17 protein-coding genes are annotated in these 19,602 nt (G+C 65.8%); 12 read left to right on the top strand and 5 right to left on the bottom strand.

The annotated features are described in order from the left end of the window. Window positions 1-2: 2 nt before the first annotated feature. The 4 genes from J3E61_RS00490 (at window position 3) to J3E61_RS00475 (ending at window position 5,256) form a co-directional block, all read left to right on the top strand. Window positions 3-1,151, top strand: coding sequence for an exonuclease SbcCD subunit D (locus tag J3E61_RS00490; protein ID WP_210082212.1), 1,149 nt, complete (start codon window positions 3-5; stop codon window positions 1,149-1,151). Further along, complete coding sequence (locus tag J3E61_RS00485) at window positions 1,148-3,769, top strand: AAA family ATPase (RefSeq protein ID WP_210082211.1); 2,622 nt, start codon at window positions 1,148-1,150, stop codon at window positions 3,767-3,769. The genes J3E61_RS00490 and J3E61_RS00485 overlap by 4 nt, the downstream gene beginning before the upstream one ends. Before the next feature lie 69 nt (window positions 3,770-3,838). Next, window positions 3,839-4,615: a DUF2182 domain-containing protein gene (locus J3E61_RS00480; RefSeq protein ID WP_210082210.1), complete on the top strand. Its 777-nt coding sequence runs from the start codon at window positions 3,839-3,841 to the stop codon at window positions 4,613-4,615. 14 nt (window positions 4,616-4,629) lie between these two features. Next, window positions 4,630-5,256, top strand: coding sequence for a DUF1326 domain-containing protein (locus J3E61_RS00475; protein ID WP_192726593.1), 627 nt, complete (start codon window positions 4,630-4,632; stop codon window positions 5,254-5,256). Between the two features lie 80 nt (window positions 5,257-5,336). On the opposite strand, the gene J3E61_RS00470 is transcribed toward J3E61_RS00475, so the two are convergent. Further along, entirely contained in the window at window positions 5,337-5,996 is a 660-nt protein-coding gene (locus J3E61_RS00470; protein ID WP_210082209.1) for a helix-turn-helix transcriptional regulator, read from the bottom strand. Between the two features lie 78 nt (window positions 5,997-6,074). On the opposite strand from J3E61_RS00470, the gene J3E61_RS00465 reads away from it, so the two are divergent. Beyond that, window positions 6,075-7,682, top strand: a complete 1,608-nt coding sequence (locus J3E61_RS00465) for a DHA2 family efflux MFS transporter permease subunit (protein WP_210082208.1) — start codon at window positions 6,075-6,077, stop codon at window positions 7,680-7,682. Here J3E61_RS00465 and J3E61_RS00460 read toward each other — a convergent pair. Then, complete coding sequence (locus tag J3E61_RS00460) at window positions 7,627-7,977, bottom strand: hypothetical protein (protein WP_192726591.1); 351 nt, start codon at window positions 7,975-7,977, stop codon at window positions 7,627-7,629. The two genes, J3E61_RS00465 and J3E61_RS00460, sit on opposite strands and share 56 nt — an antisense overlap. A gap of 208 nt (window positions 7,978-8,185) precedes the next feature. Here J3E61_RS00460 and J3E61_RS00455 point away from each other — a divergent pair, with 208 nt between their 5' ends. Beyond that, window positions 8,186-9,694 carry a GMC family oxidoreductase N-terminal domain-containing protein gene (locus J3E61_RS00455; RefSeq protein ID WP_210082207.1) on the top strand — a complete coding sequence of 503 codons (1,509 nt, stop codon included), beginning with the start codon at window positions 8,186-8,188 and terminating at the stop codon, window positions 9,692-9,694. Here the strand turns inward: J3E61_RS00455 and J3E61_RS00450 are convergent. Beyond that, window positions 9,691-11,139 carry an aromatic amino acid lyase gene (locus tag J3E61_RS00450; protein WP_210082206.1) on the bottom strand — a complete coding sequence of 483 codons (1,449 nt, stop codon included), beginning with the start codon at window positions 11,137-11,139 and terminating at the stop codon, window positions 9,691-9,693. The genes J3E61_RS00455 and J3E61_RS00450 overlap by 4 nt on opposite strands. A gap of 162 nt (window positions 11,140-11,301) precedes the next feature. On the opposite strand from J3E61_RS00450, the gene J3E61_RS00445 reads away from it, so the two are divergent. Genes J3E61_RS00445 through J3E61_RS00425 form a run of 5 tightly spaced genes read left to right on the top strand, consistent with a single transcriptional unit; the run spans window position 11,302 to window position 15,385 of the window. Then, window positions 11,302-11,985 carry an IclR family transcriptional regulator gene (locus tag J3E61_RS00445; RefSeq protein WP_210082205.1) on the top strand — a complete coding sequence of 228 codons (684 nt, stop codon included), beginning with the start codon at window positions 11,302-11,304 and terminating at the stop codon, window positions 11,983-11,985. Then, window positions 11,982-13,085 (top strand): ATP-binding cassette domain-containing protein, encoded by a 1,104-nt coding sequence (locus J3E61_RS00440; RefSeq protein WP_210082204.1) that lies wholly within the window; start codon window positions 11,982-11,984, stop codon window positions 13,083-13,085. Before J3E61_RS00445 ends, J3E61_RS00440 begins: the two co-directional genes overlap by 4 nt. Beyond that, a complete protein-coding gene (locus J3E61_RS00435; protein ID WP_192726586.1) occupies window positions 13,082-13,726 on the top strand; it encodes an ABC transporter permease subunit in 645 nt (214 codons plus the stop codon). The genes J3E61_RS00440 and J3E61_RS00435 overlap by 4 nt, the downstream gene beginning before the upstream one ends. Further along, on the top strand, window positions 13,723-14,451 hold the full coding sequence (locus J3E61_RS00430; protein ID WP_192726585.1) for an ABC transporter permease subunit: 729 nt from the start codon (window positions 13,723-13,725) through the stop codon (window positions 14,449-14,451). The genes J3E61_RS00435 and J3E61_RS00430 overlap by 4 nt, the downstream gene beginning before the upstream one ends. A gap of 10 nt (window positions 14,452-14,461) precedes the next feature. Then, window positions 14,462-15,385: an ABC transporter substrate-binding protein gene (locus J3E61_RS00425; RefSeq protein ID WP_192726584.1), complete on the top strand. Its 924-nt coding sequence runs from the start codon at window positions 14,462-14,464 to the stop codon at window positions 15,383-15,385. On the opposite strand, the gene J3E61_RS00420 is transcribed toward J3E61_RS00425, so the two are convergent. Beyond that, the gene (locus J3E61_RS00420) at window positions 15,382-16,596 is read right to left on the bottom strand and encodes an acyl-CoA dehydrogenase family protein (RefSeq protein ID WP_210082203.1); all 1,215 of its coding nucleotides are present in this window, start codon (window positions 16,594-16,596) and stop codon (window positions 15,382-15,384) included. The genes J3E61_RS00425 and J3E61_RS00420 overlap by 4 nt on opposite strands. Window positions 16,597-16,685: 89 nt before the next feature. On the opposite strand from J3E61_RS00420, the gene J3E61_RS00415 reads away from it, so the two are divergent. Then, window positions 16,686-17,942 carry an alpha/beta fold hydrolase gene (locus J3E61_RS00415; protein WP_210082202.1) on the top strand — a complete coding sequence of 419 codons (1,257 nt, stop codon included), beginning with the start codon at window positions 16,686-16,688 and terminating at the stop codon, window positions 17,940-17,942. On the opposite strand, the gene J3E61_RS00410 is transcribed toward J3E61_RS00415, so the two are convergent. Then, window positions 17,929-19,599 carry an ABC transporter family substrate-binding protein gene (locus J3E61_RS00410; protein ID WP_210082201.1) on the bottom strand — a complete coding sequence of 557 codons (1,671 nt, stop codon included), beginning with the start codon at window positions 19,597-19,599 and terminating at the stop codon, window positions 17,929-17,931. The two genes, J3E61_RS00415 and J3E61_RS00410, sit on opposite strands and share 14 nt — an antisense overlap. Between the last annotated feature and the right edge of the window lie 3 nt (window positions 19,600-19,602).

Below are 19,602 nucleotides of genomic sequence, written 5' to 3'. Positions count from 1 at the left end.
AGATGCGATTCGTGCACACCGCCGACTGGCAGCTCGGCATGACCCGATACTTCCTGAACGGCGAGGCCCAGCCGCGGTATTCAGCCGCCCGCCGCGACGTCGTCGCGGGCATCGGGCCGCTCGCGGTTGACGCGGGCGCCGAATTCGTGGTGGTGGCAGGCGATGTCTTCGAAGACAACCAACTCGCGCCGCGTGACGTCAGCCAGTCGCTGGAAGCCATGCGCGCCATCGGCATTCCGGTGTATCTGCTTCCCGGCAACCACGACCCACTCGACGCTTCGTCGGTGTACACCAGTGCGCTGTTCACCGCCGAATGTCCCGACAACGTCACGGTTCTCGACCGCGCGGGCGTACACCAGGTGCGTCCAGGCCTGGAAATCGTTGCCGCGCCGTGGCGCTCGAAGAAGCCGACCACCGATCTGGTGGCCGAGGTGCTGGGCGGACTGCAGCCCGACGGCGTCACGCGAATTGTGGTGGGGCACGGCGGTGTCGACATCTTCGAACCCGACAAGGACAAGCCGTCGCTGGTCCGGCTCGCTGTGCTGGAGGCGGCCATCGAGCGTGGCGCTGTGCACTATGTTGCGTTGGGGGACAAGCACTCCCGTACTCAGGTCGGCTCGACGGGCCGCATCTGGTACTCCGGCTCACCCGAGGTCACCAACTACGACGACATCGAGCCCGACCCTGGCCACGTGCTGCTGGTCGACATCGATGAAAACGACCCGCGACGGCCGGTGCAGGTGGACGCGCAACGCGTCGGACGGTGGCGCTTCGTCACGCTGTGCCGCACCGTGGACAGCAGTCGTGACATCGTCGACCTCGATATCAACCTCGACCTGATGCCGGACAAGGAGCGCACTGTCGTTCGGCTGGGGCTCAGCGGATCGCTGACCGTCACCGATAAGGCCGCGCTCGACGCGTGCCTCGACAAGTACGCCCGGCTGTTTGCCGCGCTGGTGCCGTGGGACAAGCAGACCGACATCGCGGTCATCCCCGCCGACGGCGAGTTCGACGACCTCGGCATCGGCGGGTTCGCTGCGGCCGCCGTCGACGAGCTGGTCGACACCGCACGCACTGACGGTGAGGATGCCGACGACGCCCGCGCGGCGTTGGCGCTGCTGCTGCGCCTGGTGGACCGGGGCGTCGCGTGAAACTGCATCGGCTCGTACTGACGAATTACCGCGGCATCACCCACCGCGAGATCGAGTTTCCCGACCACGGCGTGGTCGTCGTCAGCGGCGCCAACGAGATCGGCAAGTCGTCGATGATCGAGGCGCTCGATCTGCTGATCAACTCAAAGGACCGGTCGAACAAGAAGGACGTCAAGCAGGTCAAGCCGACCCATGCCGACGTCGGCGCCGAGATCACCGCCGAAATCTCAACCGGCCCTTATCGATTCGTCTATCACAAGCGGTTTCACAAACGTTGCGAGACGCAGCTGACGGTGCTCGCGCCGCGCCGCGAGCAGCTCACCGGCGACGAGGCGCACGAGCGGGTCCTCGCGCTGCTCGACGAGACGGTCGACATGGAGTTGTGGCAGGCGCAACGGGTGCTGCAGGCGACCTCCACCGCGGTGGTGGACCTGTCAGGGTGCGACGCACTCTCGCGCGCGCTGGATGCGGCCGCCGGCGAAACGCAGGCGCCGTCCGGCGCTACGGATGGACTGCTGATCGACCGCATCGACGCCGAATACCTGCGGTACTACACGCAGACCGGCCGGCCGACCGCCGAATGGGCCGCCGCCATCAAGCGGCTGCGCGACGCCGACGACGAGGTGGCCCGGTGCGCGGCCGCGGTGGCCGAGGTCGACGATGCGGTGCGCAAGCACGGCGCGCTGACCGAGAGCTTTTCGGTGCTGGCCGAGCAGCGGGCTGAGGCGGCGAAACGTCTCGCCGAGGCGCGTGCAGCGGCGGAGGCCGTCGCCGCGCTGACCCAGCAGCTCAAGCAGGCCCAGGTGGTCGCCGCAGCAGCCGATGCCACGATGACCGCGTCGGTCGCCGCGCTCACCGAACGGCGGCGGCTGCGCGCAGACATCGATCAGCGCACCGCCGCGACCACCGAACTGCAGGCCGCCGCGGCGGAGGCTGTCGAGGACCTCGCGACCGCTGCCGAAGTGCAGGAGGCCGCCGAGGCCGCAGCGGGGGAGGCGCGTGCCGCAGTCGAGGCGGCCCAGACGCGGGTCGACGTCGCCCGGCGTGCCGTCGAGCGCGTATCCGCCCGGGACGAGGCCGACCGCCTCGAAGGCCGCCTTGCCAAGCTCGATGCCGCACGCCGCGAGCTCGACCGCGTTGCCCGCGAGCTCGCGGACATTGCGCTGACAGACGACACGATGCGGGCGATCGAAGCCGCGGCCATTGCGGTCGAACGGGCTGCGGGTCAAGCCGAACTCGCGTCAGCCCACATCGAAATCGTCGCGATCGCCGACGTCGAGGTCCGCGTCGAGGGCGAGCCGGTTTCCCTCGAGGCCGGTGGCAGCTGGGCGGCAAACGTCGGCGCGCCGACCGACATCGAACTGCCCGGGTTGCTGCGTGCCCGCGTCGTGCCCGGAACTCCCGCGGCGGATTCACAGACGAAACTCGAAGCGGCACAAGAGGTTCTCGCTGGTGCATTGGCGAGGGCGCGGGTCGCGGATGTGGATGCCGCGCGCCTGCTGGATGAGCGCCGCCGCGAATTACTTGCTGCGCATACCAAACTGAGCGCCACGTGCGAAGGGCTGACAGGTGACGACGTCGTCGACCAATTGCGAACGCGGCTAGCCGAATTGCGCGCTGGTGAGCCCGCCGACCTCGGTTTGTGGGACGACCCGACGGCTGCCCGCGCCGACCTCGACGCCGCGGTCGTCGCGCACAAGCAGGCCATGGCGGACTGCGAAACGCATCGCAAGGTGGCCGAGGCCGCGGCGAAGCGATTGGGGGAGCAGACCACCCGTGCCAACGTCGCCCGCGAAAAACTCGCAGCGGCCCGAATCGAACTCAGCGCAGCGCAGGAGCGGTTGGTTCATCTGCGATCGCTCGCTACCGACGACGAGCTCGCGGTCAAGGCAGAGGCCGACGGTGAGGCGGCCCGGCGCGCAACAGGACTCGTCGCAGAACTGGGCGCCGAACTGGCGAAGAGCGCACCGGACACCGTCGGCGCCGCGCTCAGCGATGCGGTTCGCCGGGCCGACTCGCTGGACAGCAGGCACGAGGAAGTATCCGAGGCGCTACGCGAGGTGACCACGCAGCTCAAGGTTTACGGCACCGAGGGTCGCAAGGGTCACCTCGATGCCGCACAGACCGAACGCGAGCGCGCAGAGGCAGAGTATTTGCGTATGCATCGGCGTGCCCGTGCTGCGCAACTGCTGCGCTCGGTGATGGCGCGACACCGCGACGCCACCAGGCAGCGTTACGTCGACCCGTTCCGAAACCAGGTGGAGCGGTTGGGCCGCATCGTGTTTGGCGACAGCTTCGAAGTCGAGATCGACAGCGCGCTGCGCATCTGCAACCGGACACTGGCGGGCCGCACCGTGCCGTACGAGTCGTTGTCCGGCGGCGCCAAGGAACAGATGGGCATCGTCGCGCGACTGGCTGGCGCGGTGTTGGTGGCCAAGGAAGACAGCGTTCCGGTGGTCATCGACGACGCGCTCGGTTTCACCGACCCGCAGCGGCTGACCAAAATGGGCGCGGTGTTCGACGCCGTCGGCGGAGATGGTCAGGTGATCGTGTTGACCTGCAGTCCGGAGCGCTACGCCAGCGTGACGGGGGCCCATCACATCGAGCTCACGGCCTAGCCGGCAAATCCGCTACCCCGGCCCGCCAACGGTGCAATAGTTGGTACACGACGGCCGTGGGGGGCTGACTTGCGTGCGAGCGACGTTCGTGGGGTAGCGGGCAACCGCGACATCTGGTTGCAGGCTGGGCTGCTGATCCTCGCGGCACTCGGTTGGTGGTGGTCGGCCTACACCGCCGGTGAGATGGCCGGCGACGAGACGTCGATGGACGGCATGCCGATGGCGCAACAGCCGGCCATGTCATTCGTCGCGTTCCTGGTCGCATGGGTGGCGATGATGGCCGCGATGATGTTCCCGGCGGTGCTGCCGGTGGTCCGCCTCTACGCGAGGGCAGCCGCTAACGGACAGGCGGCGCCGGTGGCCGTCTTCGTCGGCGGATACATCGCGCTGTGGGGACTGGTCGGCGTTCCGGCGTACTTCGCGTGGAGTCGCTTGAATGAGCCGCTGATGACGGGCAGCTCATGGGCCGCACGCGTCGCGGGCGGAGTCGCGCTGGCCGCGGGTTTGTATCAGCTGACGCCACTGAAATCGGTGTGCCTGCGGCACTGCCGATCGCCGCTGTCGTTCTTCATGCGCCACGGCAAGCATCTGGATCGCCCGGTGGGCGCGTTCGTCGCAGGCGTGCGGCACGGCATGTTCTGCATCGGATGCTGCTGGATGCTGATGGCGCTGCTGATCGCTTTCGGCGCAATGCAATTGGTATGGATGGTGGTTTTCGCGGTGCTGATTCTGCTCGAGAAACTCGCGCCGTTCGGAGAACAGCTTGCCCGGGTGACGGGAGTGGTGCTGGTGATTCTGGGTGCCACGCTGTTGATGCGCCCCGACTTTGTTACTTACCTGCTCTGATCGAAAGGGTTGCCATGACAACGACCGAACAAAGCACTCGCTGGTACCTCAAGGGACACGGGTATGAGTTCTGCAACTGCGCGCCGGGGTGCGGGTGCAACTTTCACGGGTTCCCGACGTCGGCCGACGGCAGCTGCCGGGCGATGGTCGGTAACCACATCCTCGAGGGCTCTTGCGGTGACGTGGACCTCTCCGGTGTGAAAGCGATCGCGGTGATCGACTGGCCGAAGGCGATTCACGACGGCAACGGCAGGGCGGTGTTCATCGTCGCCCCGGAGACCACCGACGAGCAGATCGAGTGTCTGTCACAGATTTACACCGGCCAACTCGGTGGCGACCCATGGGGAATCCTCGGCACGACGTACGAGGTCGTCGGGCTTGCGAAGGCACCGATCAGTTTCGACGGTGAGGGCGTGACCGTGACGATGACGGCCGAGGGCCTCGGCCGGGCCACGGGTGACAGCTTCAAGAACCCCGTGACCGGTGAGCCGCATCAAGCACAGATCGTGCTGCCGGATGGGTTCATCTGGACGAAGGGTGAATGCGGCATCGGCTCGTTCCAGGTAGAGGCCGAAGGTGTTCGGCTGGACTTCACCGACACGAATTGGATCTTCTACGAGTTCGACTGGTCGAACGCCTAGTTGCCGTCCGCCGCCGAGTGGCCACTTGCGGCACAGGATCTCGCAAAAACTGTGTCATAACTGGCCGCTCGCGCCGAGAGCTAGGCCGCCTGTAGACCAGGGTCGCCGGATAGGCCGAACACGCGTCGCATGTCGCCGACGGCGTCCGCGTCCCCGTCGAACTTGATCCGCCGCAGAGCGGCCTTGCGCTCGGCCGCGGTCGCGCCCAGCCGAGCGGAGATCAGGTCAGCTGCCGTCGTCGTCACGGTGACGGCGGGCGAACCCTGTGGTGCGCTCAAGCCTGCGGGGTCGACGGCGAACTCGAACCTGCGTTTGTCGATGTCGACGCGATACGACGCGCGCACGTCTCCGATGCTGCCGGGATCAATGCCGAGCAGGATGCCTGCGAGAAATCCGTTGAGCGGCGTCAGCGCGGAGGCATCCGGCACGACCATGTCGAGGCCGAACATCGCGATCGCCTTGACCACCGGCAGCACCTTGCGCCAGCCCGTCTGGCTCAGCGTGTACACCGTCCGCGCGACCGGCGGTGGCAACTCCTCGCGATCGACCAGACCGGCCTCCTCCAGCTCGCGCAGTCGGTCGGCCAGCAGGTTGGTGGCGATCCCGGGCAGCTGTCCGCGCAGATCTCCATAGCGGCGAGGACCACCGATCAGCTCGCGCAGGATCAGCAGCGTCCAGCGCTCGCCGAGCACATCGAGGCCTTTGGCGATCGGGCAGTTCTGCTGGTAGCTCCGTGGCATGGGAATAACCTTACCACTTAGACAAGTAATAGGTCTTATCGCTTGAAAAACTTGTCTAAGAGGTTTACGGTTCTGGCCATGAGCACCCCAATTTTCAAAGACCGCCCGGTCGCCGCGCTCGTCTTCATCTGCCTCAGCGTCTTCGTCATCAGCGTGGACGCCACCATCGTCAACGTTGCGCTACCCACTCTGTCGCGGGACTTGGACGCCGACACAGCGCAGCTGCAATGGATCGTCGACGCCTACACGCTCGTGATGGCCGGACTCATGCTGTCGGCGGGCAGCCTGTCCGACCGTTTCGGTCGCCGCGGCTGGCTCAGTGCCGGCCTCGCGCTGTTCGCGGTCACCTCCGCCATTGCGGCACGAGTGAACTCGGCCGATGCGCTGATCGCCTCGCGGGCAGCCATGGGCGTCGGCGCCGCCGTCATCTTCCCAACCACATTGTCATTGATCACCAACATCTTCGCCGAACCGGTGAAGCGCGCGAAGGCGATCGGGCTGTGGGCCGCCATGGTCGGCGTCGGTGTGGCCGCGGGGCCGATCTCCGGTGGTTGGCTGCTCGAGCACTTCTCATGGGGTTCGGTATTCATGGTCAACGTGCCGCTGGCAGCGGTGGCGATCATCGGCGGCGTGCTGTTCATCCCGACCTCACGTGATCCCGCGGCACCGCCGGTCGATGTGCCGGGTCTGGTGCTGTCCTCGATCGGCATCACTGCGCTGGTCTACGCCGTCATCGAGGCGCCGAATTGGGGCTGGGGCAGCACGCACACCGTCGCGGGCTTCGTGAGTGCCGTGGCAGTGCTCGCGGTTTTCGCGCTGTGGGAGCGGCGCACCCCGCACCCGATGCTCGACGTGACGGTGTTCTTCAACAGGCGGTTCTCCGGTGGCAGCCTGGCGGTGACCGCAGGGTTTCTGACCTTGTTCGGGTTCATTTTCGTCATCACCCAGTACTTCCAATTCATCAAGGGCTACAGCGCATTTGAGGCCGGGGTCCGGCTACTGCCCGTCGCCGTCTCGATTGCGGTCGCCAGCATCATCGGTCCGCGCATTGTCGAAAGGACCGGCACCACTGCGGTGGTCGCAGGCGGGTTAGCCACCTTCGCGGCTGGACTGGCGTGGGCGTCGACAGCCGACGCCGCTACGCCGTACCTCGAAATCGCCTTGCAGATGGTGCTTCTCGGCGGTGGCCTCGGCCTGACCACCGCGCCGGGCACCGAGGCGATCATGGGCTCGCTGTCCCCGGACAAGGCCGGCGTCGGTTCGGCGGTCAACGACACCACCCGTGAACTCGGTGGAACGCTGGGCGTCGCGATCGTCGGCAGCGTGTTCGCCTCGATCTATTCGAGTCGGCTTTCCGCCAGCCCGGCGTTGGCCAACCTGCCCGCCGATGCCCGCGCGACAATGGAACGGTCGATGGCCGCCGCGCAACGAGTCATCGGTCAGCTTCCGCACTCGCTGATTCCCGACGCCCGCGCCGCTGTCAACACGGCGTTTCTCGACGGTCTGCAGGTCGGTTCGCTTGTCAGCGCGGGAATCGCGCTGGGCGCCGCGATCGTCGTCGCCTGGTTGCTTCCCGCCCGGGCACCGCACGCAGAGCTGCTCGAGGCCGAGGCGGTGCCGGCCTTGTCGGTCAGCAGAACTGAGTCAAGCCGCCCGTGCAATGACCCTTCCCCGGCAACGTCGTGAAGTTGCCGCTCAACGTGCCTGCGCCGAATTGAGAATCCGGCGCTGTGACGATGCGACCCGAGCTGGTGGGACCATTGGTGGCTACAGTGCCCGAGAAGGTGCCGCCACGCGGGCCAACCACCTGGCCGCCGTTGGCTTTACCGCCCGATTTGATACCGCCGTTGCCACCGGATGCACCGCCGACGCCGCACGACGCATCACACGGGGCGGCGAACGCGGTGGGGGCTGCGACCATGAGAGCCATCAGAGGGGCCCCGATGCAAACCGCGACGAACTTGTGGGTGGCATTCTTCATCGACTTCTCCCTTTCGGCTCGCGAGGGTAGGGTGAGACAGCCCGATCACGGTTGCCAAAATAGTCCCCTCGCCCCGTTATGCCAGCATTTCCGGTCAATTCGCCATCAGAAAGAGTTGCTGAATTGACGTCATCGGCAATACGCCACGGCCACACCTGTGCCGACGAATTGAGCGTGCAACGACTGGCGGACTCATAGACTCCGGCAGGTGGATGCCGACTACATCGTCGTGGGGACCGGCTCAGCCGGCTCAGTGGTGGCCAACAGGCTCAGCGCAGATCCGGCCGTGTCCGTGGTGGTGCTCGAGGCTGGCCCGCGGGACAAGGACAAGTTCATTCACATCCCTGCCGGTTTCGCGAAACTCTTTCGCAGCGCTATGGATTGGGATTACCTGACCGAACCGCAGAAGGAACTCGACGGCCGCGAAATCTATTGGCCGCGAGGCAAAGTGCTGGGCGGCTCATCATCGATGAACGCGATGATGTGGGTCAGGGGTTTTCCCGCGGACTACGACGAGTGGGCCGAGCACGCCGGCGAGCAGTGGAGCTACGGGTTTGTCGAGAAGTACTTCCAGCGCATCGAAAGCGGACCGCTCGTCATCTCGCCGCAGCGCAGCCCACGCAGCGCAACGGCGGCCTGGTTGGAAGCCGCGCGCGAGTGCGGTCACAGGGGTTTCATCGAAACCCGCGTCACACAGCGCAGGGGAGCGCGGTGGAGCACCGCCGACGCGTATCTCAAACCGGCGCTGCGGCGGCGAAACCTGACCTTGCACACCGAGGCCACCGTGACGCGTGTGCTCTTCGACGGAAAGCGCGCAGTCGGTGTGGAATTCGAGCAGCTGGGTGCTCGCCGCGTCGTGAAGGCCCGCCGCGAGGTGGTGCTGTGCGGCGGCGCGATCAACAGCCCGCAGTTGCTGATGCTGTCCGGCATCGGGCCTGGCGACCAGCTCACCGAGCACGGCATCGGCGTGGTGGCCGAGGCACCCGGTGTCGGCACGAACCTGTTGGACCATCTCGTGGTCCCGATTGGTTTCGACGTGCCCAACGACACTCTGTTCACGGCGGAGAAACCGCTGGAACTGGTGAACTACTTTGCGCGCAGACGCGGCATGCTCACGTCCAACGTCGGGGAGGCCTACGGCTTCGCCAAGAGCCGCGCGGACCTCGAACACCCAGATCTGGAGCTGATTTTCGCGCCCGCTCCGTACTTCGAGGAAGGGCTCGGCGATCCCTACGACCGCCATGCCGTTGTGATGGGTCCGATCCTGCTCAAGCCGCACAGCAGCGGCACCATCACCCTGCGGTCGGCGAATCCGAAAGACAAGCCGATCATCGACCCCCGGTACCTGACCGACGCCGACGGCGCCGACCGTGCAGCGCTGATGTCCGGGTTGCGGATGTGTGCCGATATCGCCAGGGCCGCCGCGCTCAAGGGCATCATCGGCAAGATCGCCAGGCCGCTGGGCGCGAGGGTACTCGACGACGAGACGCTCGAAACGGCACTGAACTCGTTGTCGCACACGCTTTATCACCCGGTTGGCACCTGCCGGATGGGCAGCGACGACGCCAGCGTCGTCGACCCTGAGCTACGCGTGCGCGGGGTGGACGGGCTGCGGGTCGCCGATGCGTCGGTGATGCCGACAATCATCCGCGGCCACACCCACGCGCCCAGCGTGCTCATCGGCGAGAAGGCCGCAGACCTGATCCGAGCGGATTAGCTCGTCGTTTCGGCGGGCACCAGTCGGCCGATCTCATCCAGCAGGGATTCCGCCAACGCGATATCCCCGCGGAGGTCGCGGTCGTCGGTGGCGCGGGGCAGCACGCCGGCAAGCTCGAGCGCCTCGCCAACCACACCGCCGACCTGATCGTCGAGTCCGCGGTGGCGCAGAAGTCGCACTGCGCCAACGAGTTCGCAGCACAGCAAGACCCGGTATGCGGCGATGGACCGCTCGAGTTGCTGTGCGCCCTGAGACGCGAAGGTGGCGTCCTCCTCTGCGCCCCGCGACAGCACGAGCGTGCCGGCAGACGCAGGTTGGGCGGCGTTGCGGATCTCCGCGATCGCACCTGCGGCCACGTACTCGACCATCATCAGCCCGGACGACCCCGGCGCATCAGCTGCGAGAAAAGCGTTGCCGCCGTTGGTGTCCGGGTCGTTGATCATTCTGATCCGGGAGTGCGTGATGGGAGCGGTGAGCGCGAGCGCCAACGTGGTGCCATCCAATTCGAGCGACAACGACGCCTGGTAGAACGCACCGTGATGGACGACTGCGCCCTTGTCAATATCGAACAGCGGATTCTCCTGCGCGGAGTTGAGCGTTCGCTCCAGTTGCCCCTCCAGCGTGTGCATGGACGCGAGCACCGTCGCCTGCGCAACCGGGTACACCCGTAGGCCGTAGGGATCCTGGATGCGGGCAGGTGGTCGATCCAGCCCGTCCGCCAGCAGTGAGCACAGCCGATCGGCGACGGTGGCGACATACGGGGCGGCCGACGCTTGCGCGGCGACGGAAGACAGCGCCTCGGGATTGCCGTCCAGTGCAATGAAACTGAGCGCGTAGATCATGCTCGACGCTCTTTCCAGACGTGAAAGCTCGTCCAGTGCAAGGCAACCCCGGCCGACGGTGAGCGCGCTGCTGCTCATGAACGGCAACGCGCTGTCGGCGCCCCACGGTGCCATCGGCGTCAGCGGCTTCGACGCCCGCCGCTCACCGATCAGAGTCAATGCGGTGCCTGCGAGCGGGGCGAGGTCCCCAGTCCCGATCGACGCGTACTGACGAAGCTCCGGCAGGGCGTCGTCGTTGAGCATCGTCGCGAGTCCGGACAAGATTTTCGGATCGAGTCCCGCGCCAGGCACGCACAACTGGGCCAGCCGCACAGCGAGCATCGCCCGCACCGTCCTGTCGTCCAGCGGGTCGCCCGCATCTACCGCGTGGCTGCGCAGCAGACGCATGCCGTATTCGGTGTCGGTCGGCGACACGGCCGTGTTTCGATTCGCGCCGACGCCGGTGGTTCTGCCGTAGATGGGGAAGCGGGTGCCCAGTTCCGCGGCCACCCGATGCGCGTGGTCGACGGCTTCGACAACGCGCGGCGAGACCGAAACCTGCTCGCGGCGGTCCGCGACTGCCACCACGTCGGCGATACTCGCGGATCCGTTAAGTACAAGCATGGAATTCTCCTCGTTACCTATCGCACGCGCGCGACGAGTCCTATCATCACCGAAACCGGGTATTGCCGCTAGATGGAATTTGAATTTTACTTAGTGGAAATCGACGAGGCGTTGCTCGCAACAAACCCCTCGTAGATTGCATGGCGGTGAGAGGAGGTCACGGTGGCCGAACCGTCCACGCGGACCGTGGAGCGCGCGCTCGCCCTGCTCGCCACGATCTGCGACCGCGGTGGCGCGAACCTCGCCGAAAGCGCGAGGGAGTGCGATCTCGCGCCGAGTACGGCGCTTCGGCTGCTCCGCACACTGGAGAACACCGGCTTCGTCACCAAGGAAGAAGTCGGCGGCACCTACCGGCCCGGCAGCCGCCTCATCCAGCTCGGGGCGCAGGCCCTTTCCAACGAGTCGTTGATCGACTTCGCCAAGCCCGTGATGGAGAAGCTGGTCGCCGAGGCGGGGGAATCGGCATACCTGAGCGTCGAGGGACACGGCGGCACTGCGCTCTACATCAGCATCGTCGAGGGCACTCATTCCGTGCGCCATGCCAGCTGGGTCGGTCGCACCGTTCCGTTGGACAAGTCAGCGGCCGGGCACGCGTTGCGCGGTCGGGTGCCCGACGAGGGGTACGTGATCGTTGAACGGGGTGTCGAGGCGGATGTCACCGCGATCGCATGCCCCGTGTATTCCGAGTCGCGCATCGTCGCCGCGCTGAGCCTGGTGATTCCCAGCTACCGGCTCAATTCCTCGCAATCCGCCGAATACGGGCGAATGCTCGGCGCGGCAGCGGCTTCGCTGTCTGCCGGCTTGAGTCGTCGCTCGAATTCCACTCCGCCAGAAGGACACTCATGATCACGTTCGACAACGTCTCCAAGGTCTATCCCGATGGCACCGTTGCCGTCGACAAGCTCACGATCACCGCACCCAACGGCAAGATCACCACCCTGGTCGGCCCGTCGGGATGCGGCAAGACGACGTCGATGCGGATGATCAACCGGCTCATCGAACCGACCTCGGGCAGCATCACGCTCGACGGGGTCGACACCCAGACGCTCGACAAGGTCGCGTTGCGCCGCAGGATCGGCTACGTCATCCAGAACGCAGGCCTGTTCCCGCACCGCACGGTGGTCGACAACGTCGCCGCGCTGCCGCGGTTGCTTGGCGGCGGAAAGCGGGAAAGCCGTTCCAAGGCAATCGAACTCCTGGAGCGCGTCGGGCTGGATGCGAAATTCGCCCGGCGCTACCCGTGGCAGTTGTCCGGTGGCCAGCAGCAGCGTGTCGGAGTGGCCCGCGCATTGGCGACAGATCCGCCGTTCCTGTTGATGGACGAGCCGTTCAGCGCCGTCGACCCGATCGTGCGCAACCAGTTGCAGGACGAATTTCTGCGGCTGCAGGCTGACATCTCCAAGACCATCGTGATGGTCACCCACGACATCGACGAGGCGCTCAAACTCGGTGACCAGGTGGTGGTGCTTCGGCAGGGCGGAACGCTGGCACAGGCAGCGACGCCTGCCGAGCTGCTCGCCGCGCCGAACGATGCGTTCGTCGCCGACTTCGTCGGCTCGGCACGCGGTTATCGCGCGCTGGGGTTCCACACTTCAGATGAGCTGCTGAAGCTCAGCGAGGAACCGACTATCACTGTGGGGCAACCTGTCTCGTCAATCGCGTCGCAGGGGCGGTGGGTTCTTGTCGTCGATGAGAAGCGGGCTCCGATTGGCTGGGTCGACACCGAAAATGTCCGCGGCGACCGCATCCAGGACAGTGACGTCAACCTCAGCGCCACGTCGGCGCCGCGCACTGCTCCGCTCCGTGACCTGCTCAACTCGGCGCTCTCCAGCCCGAGCAGCCGCTGCGTCGTCACCGATGAGAACGGCGCGCTGCTCGGCACCGCATCCGATCACGACGTGATCGACGCGATCCGCCGCGCGAAGGCCGCGAGGACGGCGGCATGAACTGGATATCGTCGAATATCGACCGGATCGTTTCGCTGACGATCAGCCACACCTGGCTGACGCTGGTGCCGACCATCCTGGGGCTCCTCATCGCGCTCCCGCTCGGTTGGTGGGCGCATCGATTCAAGAGGGGCCAGGCTGCGATCGTCGGCACCGCGGGGCTGCTCTATACGATTCCCTCGCTCGCGTTGTTCATCATCCTGCCGGTGATCCTCGGCACGAAGATCCTCGACCCGTTGAACATCGTTGTCGCACTGACGCTTTACACACTGGCACTGCTCGTGCGGGTGGTCGCCGATGGGCTGGACTCGGTGCCGCATGACACGGTTGCGGCCGCCGAGGCCATGGGCTATCGAGGGTGGCAGCGACTTGTTCTCGTCGAACTGCCGGTCGCGGTTCCGGTCATCGCCGCTGGACTGCGGGTGGCAGTGGTGTCCAACGTCAGCATCGTGACCATGGCGGCCCTGCTGGGGATCCCGCAGTTGGGTTCCCTGTTCACGCAGGGGTTCCAGTTGCGGCTGTACGTTCCGCTCGTGACGGGCATCGCGCTGTGCGTGGTGCTTGCGGTCGTCTTCGACGGCCTGATCATCTGGCTGAACAGACTCTTGACCCCTTGGCGGCAAAGGACGGTCACTTCATGAACATCGTTGCGTGGCTGACCGATCCGGTGAATTGGTCGGGGTCGGGCGGTATTCCGGCGCAGGTCGGCTACCACCTGCTGTACTCCGCGATCGCGTTGCTGGCCGCCCTGGTCATCGCGGTTCCGCTGGGAGTTCTCATCGGCTACACCGGACGCGGGGAGGCGTTGGTCGCCGGGTCGGCCAACGCGTTGCGCGCACTGCCCTCCTTGGGCCTGCTCGTGCTGCTGTTCCTGGTCATCTCGCCGGTCGTCGCCGGAAAGCTGGTCTATGTGCTGCCGACCATCATTGTGCTTGTGCTGCTTGCCGTGCCGCCGATCCTGACCGGAACGTATGCCGGCATCCAGACCGCCGATCCCGACGCCGTCGGCGCAGCAAGGGGAATGGGGTTCACCAAGCCCCAGATTCTGTTGCGTGTGCAGCTGCCCTGCGCCTTGCCGCTGATGGTCTCCGGCGTCAGAAGCGCGACGCTGCAGATCGTCTCGACGGCCACGATCGCCGCCTACCTGGGCCTGCAGGGGCTGGGTCGATTCATTCTCGATGGCAGGGCGCAGGCCAGCTTTGCCGAAATGGCCGGCGGGGCAATCCTTGTCGCGATCCTGGCGCTCGCTCTCGAGTTCACCTTCGCATGGCTCGGCCGTGTCATTGTGTCACCGGGCCTGCGCCGCACCACCGCCAAATCAAGCTCACCGATATCCACAACCGTCCTCGAGCCGGCCACCACCTAGGAGAATCACCATGAAGAAACGCACACTGCTATCGGCCATGGCCGCAGCCTCCGTCCTCGCGTTGTCCGCGTGCGGCGGCGGGGGCGGCGACCCGCTCTCAGGCGGCGGTAACAACAGCGGGTCGTCCGGCTCGCAGGTGATCGTGGGTTCGGCCGACTTCACCGAAAGCCAATTGATCGCAAGCATTTACTCACAGGCGTTGCAGGCGGACGGTGTGAGTGTGAAGGAACAGTTCAACATCGGTAGCCGCGAGGTCTATCTCCAGGCCCTCAAGGACGGCTCCATCGACCTGGTTCCCGAGTACACCGGGGCGCTGTTGAGCTACCTCGATCCGAAGTCGACTGCCGCCACCCCGCAAGCGGTGCAGAGCGAACTGTCGACGAAGCTGCCGGCAGGAACGTCCATGCTGACGCCGTCACCGGCAGAAGACAAGGACGTCGTGGCCGTGACACAGGCGACGGCCGACAAGTACAAGCTGAAGACCATCTCCGACCTCAAGCCGGTCGCAGGCGAACTCGTCCTCGGCGGACCGCCCGAATGGAAGACCCGAACCCAGGGCGTGGTAGGGCTGCGCGACCTGTACGGCCTCAACTTCAAGGACTTCGTCAGCCTCGACGCAGGCGGCACCTTGACGATGACCGCGCTGACGAACGGTCAGGTCCAGGCGGGCGATCTGTTCAGCACCGATCCCGGCCTGCACGCCAACCACCTTGTCGCGCTTGAGGATGACAAGAACCTGTTCGCCGCGGAGAACGTGGTCCCGCTGATCAAGTCCGGCAAGCAGAACGACAACATCACCAAGACATTGAACGCCGTGTCGGCCAAGCTCACCACCGATGACCTGATCTCGATGAATGCCGAGGCGGCCAAGGGCACCAACCTCGCCGACATCGCAAAGAAGTGGCTCGCAAACGCGGGGATATCCAAGAGCTAGAAGTAGGCGTTGGCCGGAACCGGCGTGCCGTGCAACAGGTTCTGGCCGATCACCCGCGCCTTGTACGCCACGGGGTTGTGCAGGGTGATGGTGCGGATGTTGCGCCAGTGCCGGTCGAGGTTGCGCTGCCTGCTGGCCGCGCTGGCCCCGCCCAACTCCAGCAGCCGGGTTGCGGCCTGCGGTGCCACGTCGTCGAGGTGCACCTTGACCTTGGCGACTTTCAGCTGGGCTTCCTCGGCGAGCCGCGTGTCGGGAACGCCGCCGGTCTCGGATGCCGTCGCGGCCTCAATGGCTGCAGCGGCATCGAGCACGACGGCCCGCGCGATGTAGGCGGTCGCGGCCAACTCGCCGAGCTGCCTTTGGTACAGCGGGTCGTCGGTCGGCCGCTCGGACAGCGCATGGCTGAAGCTGCGGTCGCGTGAACGCAGCAGCGCGACACCGTCATCCACGACCGCGGCCAGGATGCCGGCCACCACGGCGTGGATGTACAGCTGCAGCGACGCATACTGCACCGTCGGCGCCGGGTCCGCGTCATAGGGGGTGTCGGAGAGGACCTCATCCGCAGACACCGCGACGTCGTTGAACACCGTGGTGCCTGTGCCGGTGCGGCGCTGGCCGAAGCCATCCCAGTCGTCGATCAGTCGCACGCCCGCCCGGTCGGCGGGCACCACCACCGTCGCGACCGAGTCGTGGTCGGTGGTGGTAGCGACGGTGAGATAGTCGGAGAACAGCGTGCCGGTGCTGTAGAACTTCTCGCCGTTGAGCCGGTAACCACCGCCATCCGCGGGTAGCAGGCGGGTGTTGAAGACGAGGCTGCCGACGGCCAGTGAACCCTTCTCGCTGAACGCATTGCCGAAAATCTTGCCCTCGGAAACCTTGTGCAACCAGCGCGCGGAGCTGGGATCGTCGGCGGTGCGCAGTCTTTCCTCGACGAACCAGAAGTGCGTCCGAAAGATGTGGGCCACAATGGGATCGGCCTTGGCGACATCGATTACCGCTGAGAACAGTTGCGGGACAGTGAGTCCGGTACCGCCGAGATGCTCAGGCAACCGGAGGATGCCGAATCCGGCTCGCTTCAACGCAGACACTTGGTCAAAGGGGTTCTCGTCGTTGAGATCTCGATCTTTTGCGCCAGCACCGATCTGGTCGAGCAGGCTTGCCCATTCGGGCGAGCCTGGCAGTGTGCGAGCTGCGCGGTCTACTGAGGTCATGGCCTGGTTTTATCGAAACCGGGCCCTGACACGCACTGCTTTGGATCATCGGGAGCCTAAGAACGGCCGACGGGGCACAATGTGTGGTGATGACGATGAACGCCAAGCGTCGCCGGGCGCACGACAAGCTGGCCGCTTTGCCAGGCGTGCGCGCGGTGCGACGGCCGATCCGGCCGGATGGCACAGAGGACTTCGACCTGTTCTATGTGCGCACGGGGCGTAAATCGACGAATCCGCTGGTCGTCATCCCCGGCGGGCCCGGCGCCGCCTCGATCGCTCTGTACCGAGGGTTCCGTCGCCGCGCTGCCGCCGAGGGCCTCGACGTGATCATGATCGAGCACCGCGGCGTGGGCATGTCCCGTCATAACGACAGCGGCACGGATCTGCCGCCCGAGGCGCTGACCATCGACCAGGTGGTCGACGACGTTGCCGCTGTCCTTGACGACGCCCACGTCGCCAAGGCCACCATCTACGGCACCTCGTATGGCACCTACGTCGCAGCCGGAGTCGGTGTGCGACACCCGGATCGGGTGCACGCGATGATTCTCGACTCACCGGTGTTGTCGGCCGACGATATCGACGCCGTCCGCGAGGCGACCCGTCGGCTGTTGTGGGACGGCGACAGCGCCGAGACCGCTGACCTGGCCGCCAAGGTGCGCCAGCTCGTTGACCAGCAGAAGTTCAGCCCGCAGGCCACCCAGCTGGCCGCCGCGGTGTACGGCTTCGCCGGGCCCGCGGTGTTACGGCGTCAACTCGACCTGTTGCTGGCCGGGCGGCTGGCGCTGTGGTCGGCCCTCGACCGGGGCGCGCGCTTCCTGTTCGAACGCAAGGCGCCCTACCGGCACGAACCCGATTTGGTCGGCAGGATCGGCTACCGCGAGCTGAACTACGCGGCTGCTCCAGACGGAAAGCCGCTTGACCCCGCCGTCGCTTTTCTCGAGTTCGACGTGAGCACAACGGAATTCGAAGCTGAGCCGTTCGATCTCGTCGAGGCGATGCCGACGTTCAGTTGGCCGACGGTGGTCATCTCGGGTGGTCGCGACCTGATCACCCCGCCCGCCGTGGCCGACAGGATCGCCTCGCTGATCCCGGGCGCGGTGCTGGTCAGGCTGGCCACCGCCGGGCATTCGGCGATCGACCTTCGTGAGCGGGCAGCGCTGGACATCATCAAGGCCACCTACGACGGCGCGACGTCAGGTCTGCCGGCCCGTGCCAGGAAGCTGGACGCGGCGCCGGGCGGCCTCGGGGTTCGGCTGGCGATCTGGGCCATCGCAGGCGCCGCCGCCGTCGAAAAGGCCGTCCCTGCCGCAGTTCCCCGCACCGTGCATCGCGTTACTGCTTCATGAAGCCGATCTTGGTGTAGTCGGCATCGGCAAGTCCGAATGCGCCGAAATTCGCCAAAGTGTTTCGCACTGCCACGTTTCCCGGCGACTGCGTAAGAGGCAGGCTGAACCCTTCGGCCCAGATCAGCTTGTCGACTTCATTGGCGAGATCGCGTGCCTTGGCAGGGTCAAGTTCCTTGAGGGCATCCTCGATCTTCGCATCGATCTCGGGGCTGCCGATCTTGCCGAAGTTGCTTTCGCCATCCGATGCATAGATCTGCGGCAGTCCCGAAAGCGGGAAAGCGTCTCCCACCCAAGAGAATTGGGCGATATCGAAATCCCCGACGTTGATGTGGTTCGAGAAGAACCCCGCACCGCCCTTGGTGTCCAGGTCGAGCTTGACCCCGACCTGGGCCAGGTTGTTCTGCGCGATCTGCCCGAATTGACGCGTGGACAGCGAGTCGAACAGCACGTCGCGGATGACCAGCTGCTTGCCGTCTTTTTCACGGAACTGCCCGTTGAGTTTCCAGCCGAGAGCGTCGAGTTCCCGCTTGGCCTTCTCGGGGTCGAACGCGACGACGGCGCTGTTGTCCTGATAGCCCTCCTGGCCTGCGACATACACATGATTGTTCAGCGGGACCGGATTGTCAGCCAGCCCGCGCTGGGTGACGTTCGCGATCGTCTGGCGGTCGATGGCCTTGGCGATCGCCAGGCGCAAGTTCTTGTCCGCCAGGATCGAGCCGGGTGCGCCGTTGAATGTGAAGTGATACCAACTGTTTCCAGGCGCACGGCGGATCGCGACCCCGTTGGTACCCCGCGCGATTGTCAGCTCGTCCAGGGTGGCCAGACCGGTCGCGTCGATGGTGTTGTTCTGCAGAGCGGGGATGCGTGCTTCGTCAGAGAGGACCAGGTACGTGACGCTGTCCAACAGTGCCGGCGTGCCCCACCATTTCGGGTTGCGCGTCAACGTGATTCGCTGTGCGGTCCGGTCGAGTCCAGAGATGATGAAAGGCCCCGCCGACGGGCCGGGACCGTTGAGCTGACCCTTGTTGAACGCCTCAGGCGTCGCGGTCATGCTCTTCGGCAGCAGCATTGTGTTGCCGGACAACATGCCGCGCCACTCCGCGTAGGGCTTGGCGAATTTCATGATCGCCTGGCGGTCGTCGACGCCGCGCGTCACCGATTCAACCCGGTCGGACCCGTTGGGGCTGGCGCTCGCGAAGGCCTTGTCCTTGCCGCTGGTGGCGTGGATCTGCGAGGCGATGTCCTCCCAGGTGATCGGGGTGCCGTCGCTCCAAACGGCCTTTGGGTTGATGGTCCACGTCACGACCTGCGGATTGGTTCCGGTCAACTCCGCGCCGGTGAAGAAGTCGGTGTTCAGCGTCATCGACCCGTCGGCGGCGATCCGGAAGGCACGCGGCATGCTCGCCTTGAGCATGCCTGCCGAGTCGGCGGAGTTGCCGTCGATGTGCAACGGGTTGAAGTTCTCGGGGAAAGCGAGCAGCCCCAACCGAAGATTGCCGCCCTGCTGCAGCTTCGAGACATCCTGGGGGTTGATGTCGTTGGTCGTCCCGACCTCGGCGGATCCGCCGGCCTGCGGTGTTTGCTTGTTGCCGCCGGAGCATCCGGTGAGAATCAGACCTGCGGTAACGGCAATCACGGCGAAGCGTCGGAACTCCATAGC

This window comes from Mycobacterium sp. OAE908, assembly GCF_017872775.1.
Classification (GTDB): Bacteria; Actinomycetota; Actinomycetes; order Mycobacteriales; family Mycobacteriaceae; genus Mycobacterium.
The sequence above is the reverse complement of the archived record's forward strand: the minus strand, read 5'-3'. Positions and strand labels throughout refer to the sequence as shown.

Bases quoted from the DNA above. Each gene is read 5' to 3' on its own strand.
- J3E61_RS00470 (WP_210082209.1), bottom strand. From the start codon at position 5,996: ATGCCACGGAGCTACCAGCAGAACTGCCCGATCGCCAAAGGCCTCGAT.
- J3E61_RS00465 (WP_210082208.1), top strand. From the start codon at position 6,075: ATGAGCACCCCAATTTTCAAAGACCGCCCGGTCGCCGCGCTCGTCTTC.
- J3E61_RS00450 (WP_210082206.1), bottom strand. From the start codon at position 11,139: ATGCTTGTACTTAACGGATCCGCGAGTATCGCCGACGTGGTGGCAGTC.
- J3E61_RS00475 (WP_192726593.1), top strand. From the start codon at position 4,630: ATGACAACGACCGAACAAAGCACTCGCTGGTACCTCAAGGGACACGGG.
- J3E61_RS00460 (WP_192726591.1), bottom strand. From the start codon at position 7,977: ATGAAGAATGCCACCCACAAGTTCGTCGCGGTTTGCATCGGGGCCCCT.
- J3E61_RS00435 (WP_192726586.1), top strand. From the start codon at position 13,082: ATGAACTGGATATCGTCGAATATCGACCGGATCGTTTCGCTGACGATC.
- J3E61_RS00430 (WP_192726585.1), top strand. From the start codon at position 13,723: ATGAACATCGTTGCGTGGCTGACCGATCCGGTGAATTGGTCGGGGTCG.
- J3E61_RS00410 (WP_210082201.1), bottom strand. From the start codon at position 19,599: ATGGAGTTCCGACGCTTCGCCGTGATTGCCGTTACCGCAGGTCTGATT.
- J3E61_RS00420 (WP_210082203.1), bottom strand. From the start codon at position 16,596: ATGACCTCAGTAGACCGCGCAGCTCGCACACTGCCAGGCTCGCCCGAA.
- J3E61_RS00440 (WP_210082204.1), top strand. From the start codon at position 11,982: ATGATCACGTTCGACAACGTCTCCAAGGTCTATCCCGATGGCACCGTT.
- J3E61_RS00425 (WP_192726584.1), top strand. From the start codon at position 14,462: ATGAAGAAACGCACACTGCTATCGGCCATGGCCGCAGCCTCCGTCCTC.
- J3E61_RS00490 (WP_210082212.1), top strand. From the start codon at position 3: ATGCGATTCGTGCACACCGCCGACTGGCAGCTCGGCATGACCCGATAC.
- J3E61_RS00415 (WP_210082202.1), top strand. From the start codon at position 16,686: ATGACGATGAACGCCAAGCGTCGCCGGGCGCACGACAAGCTGGCCGCT.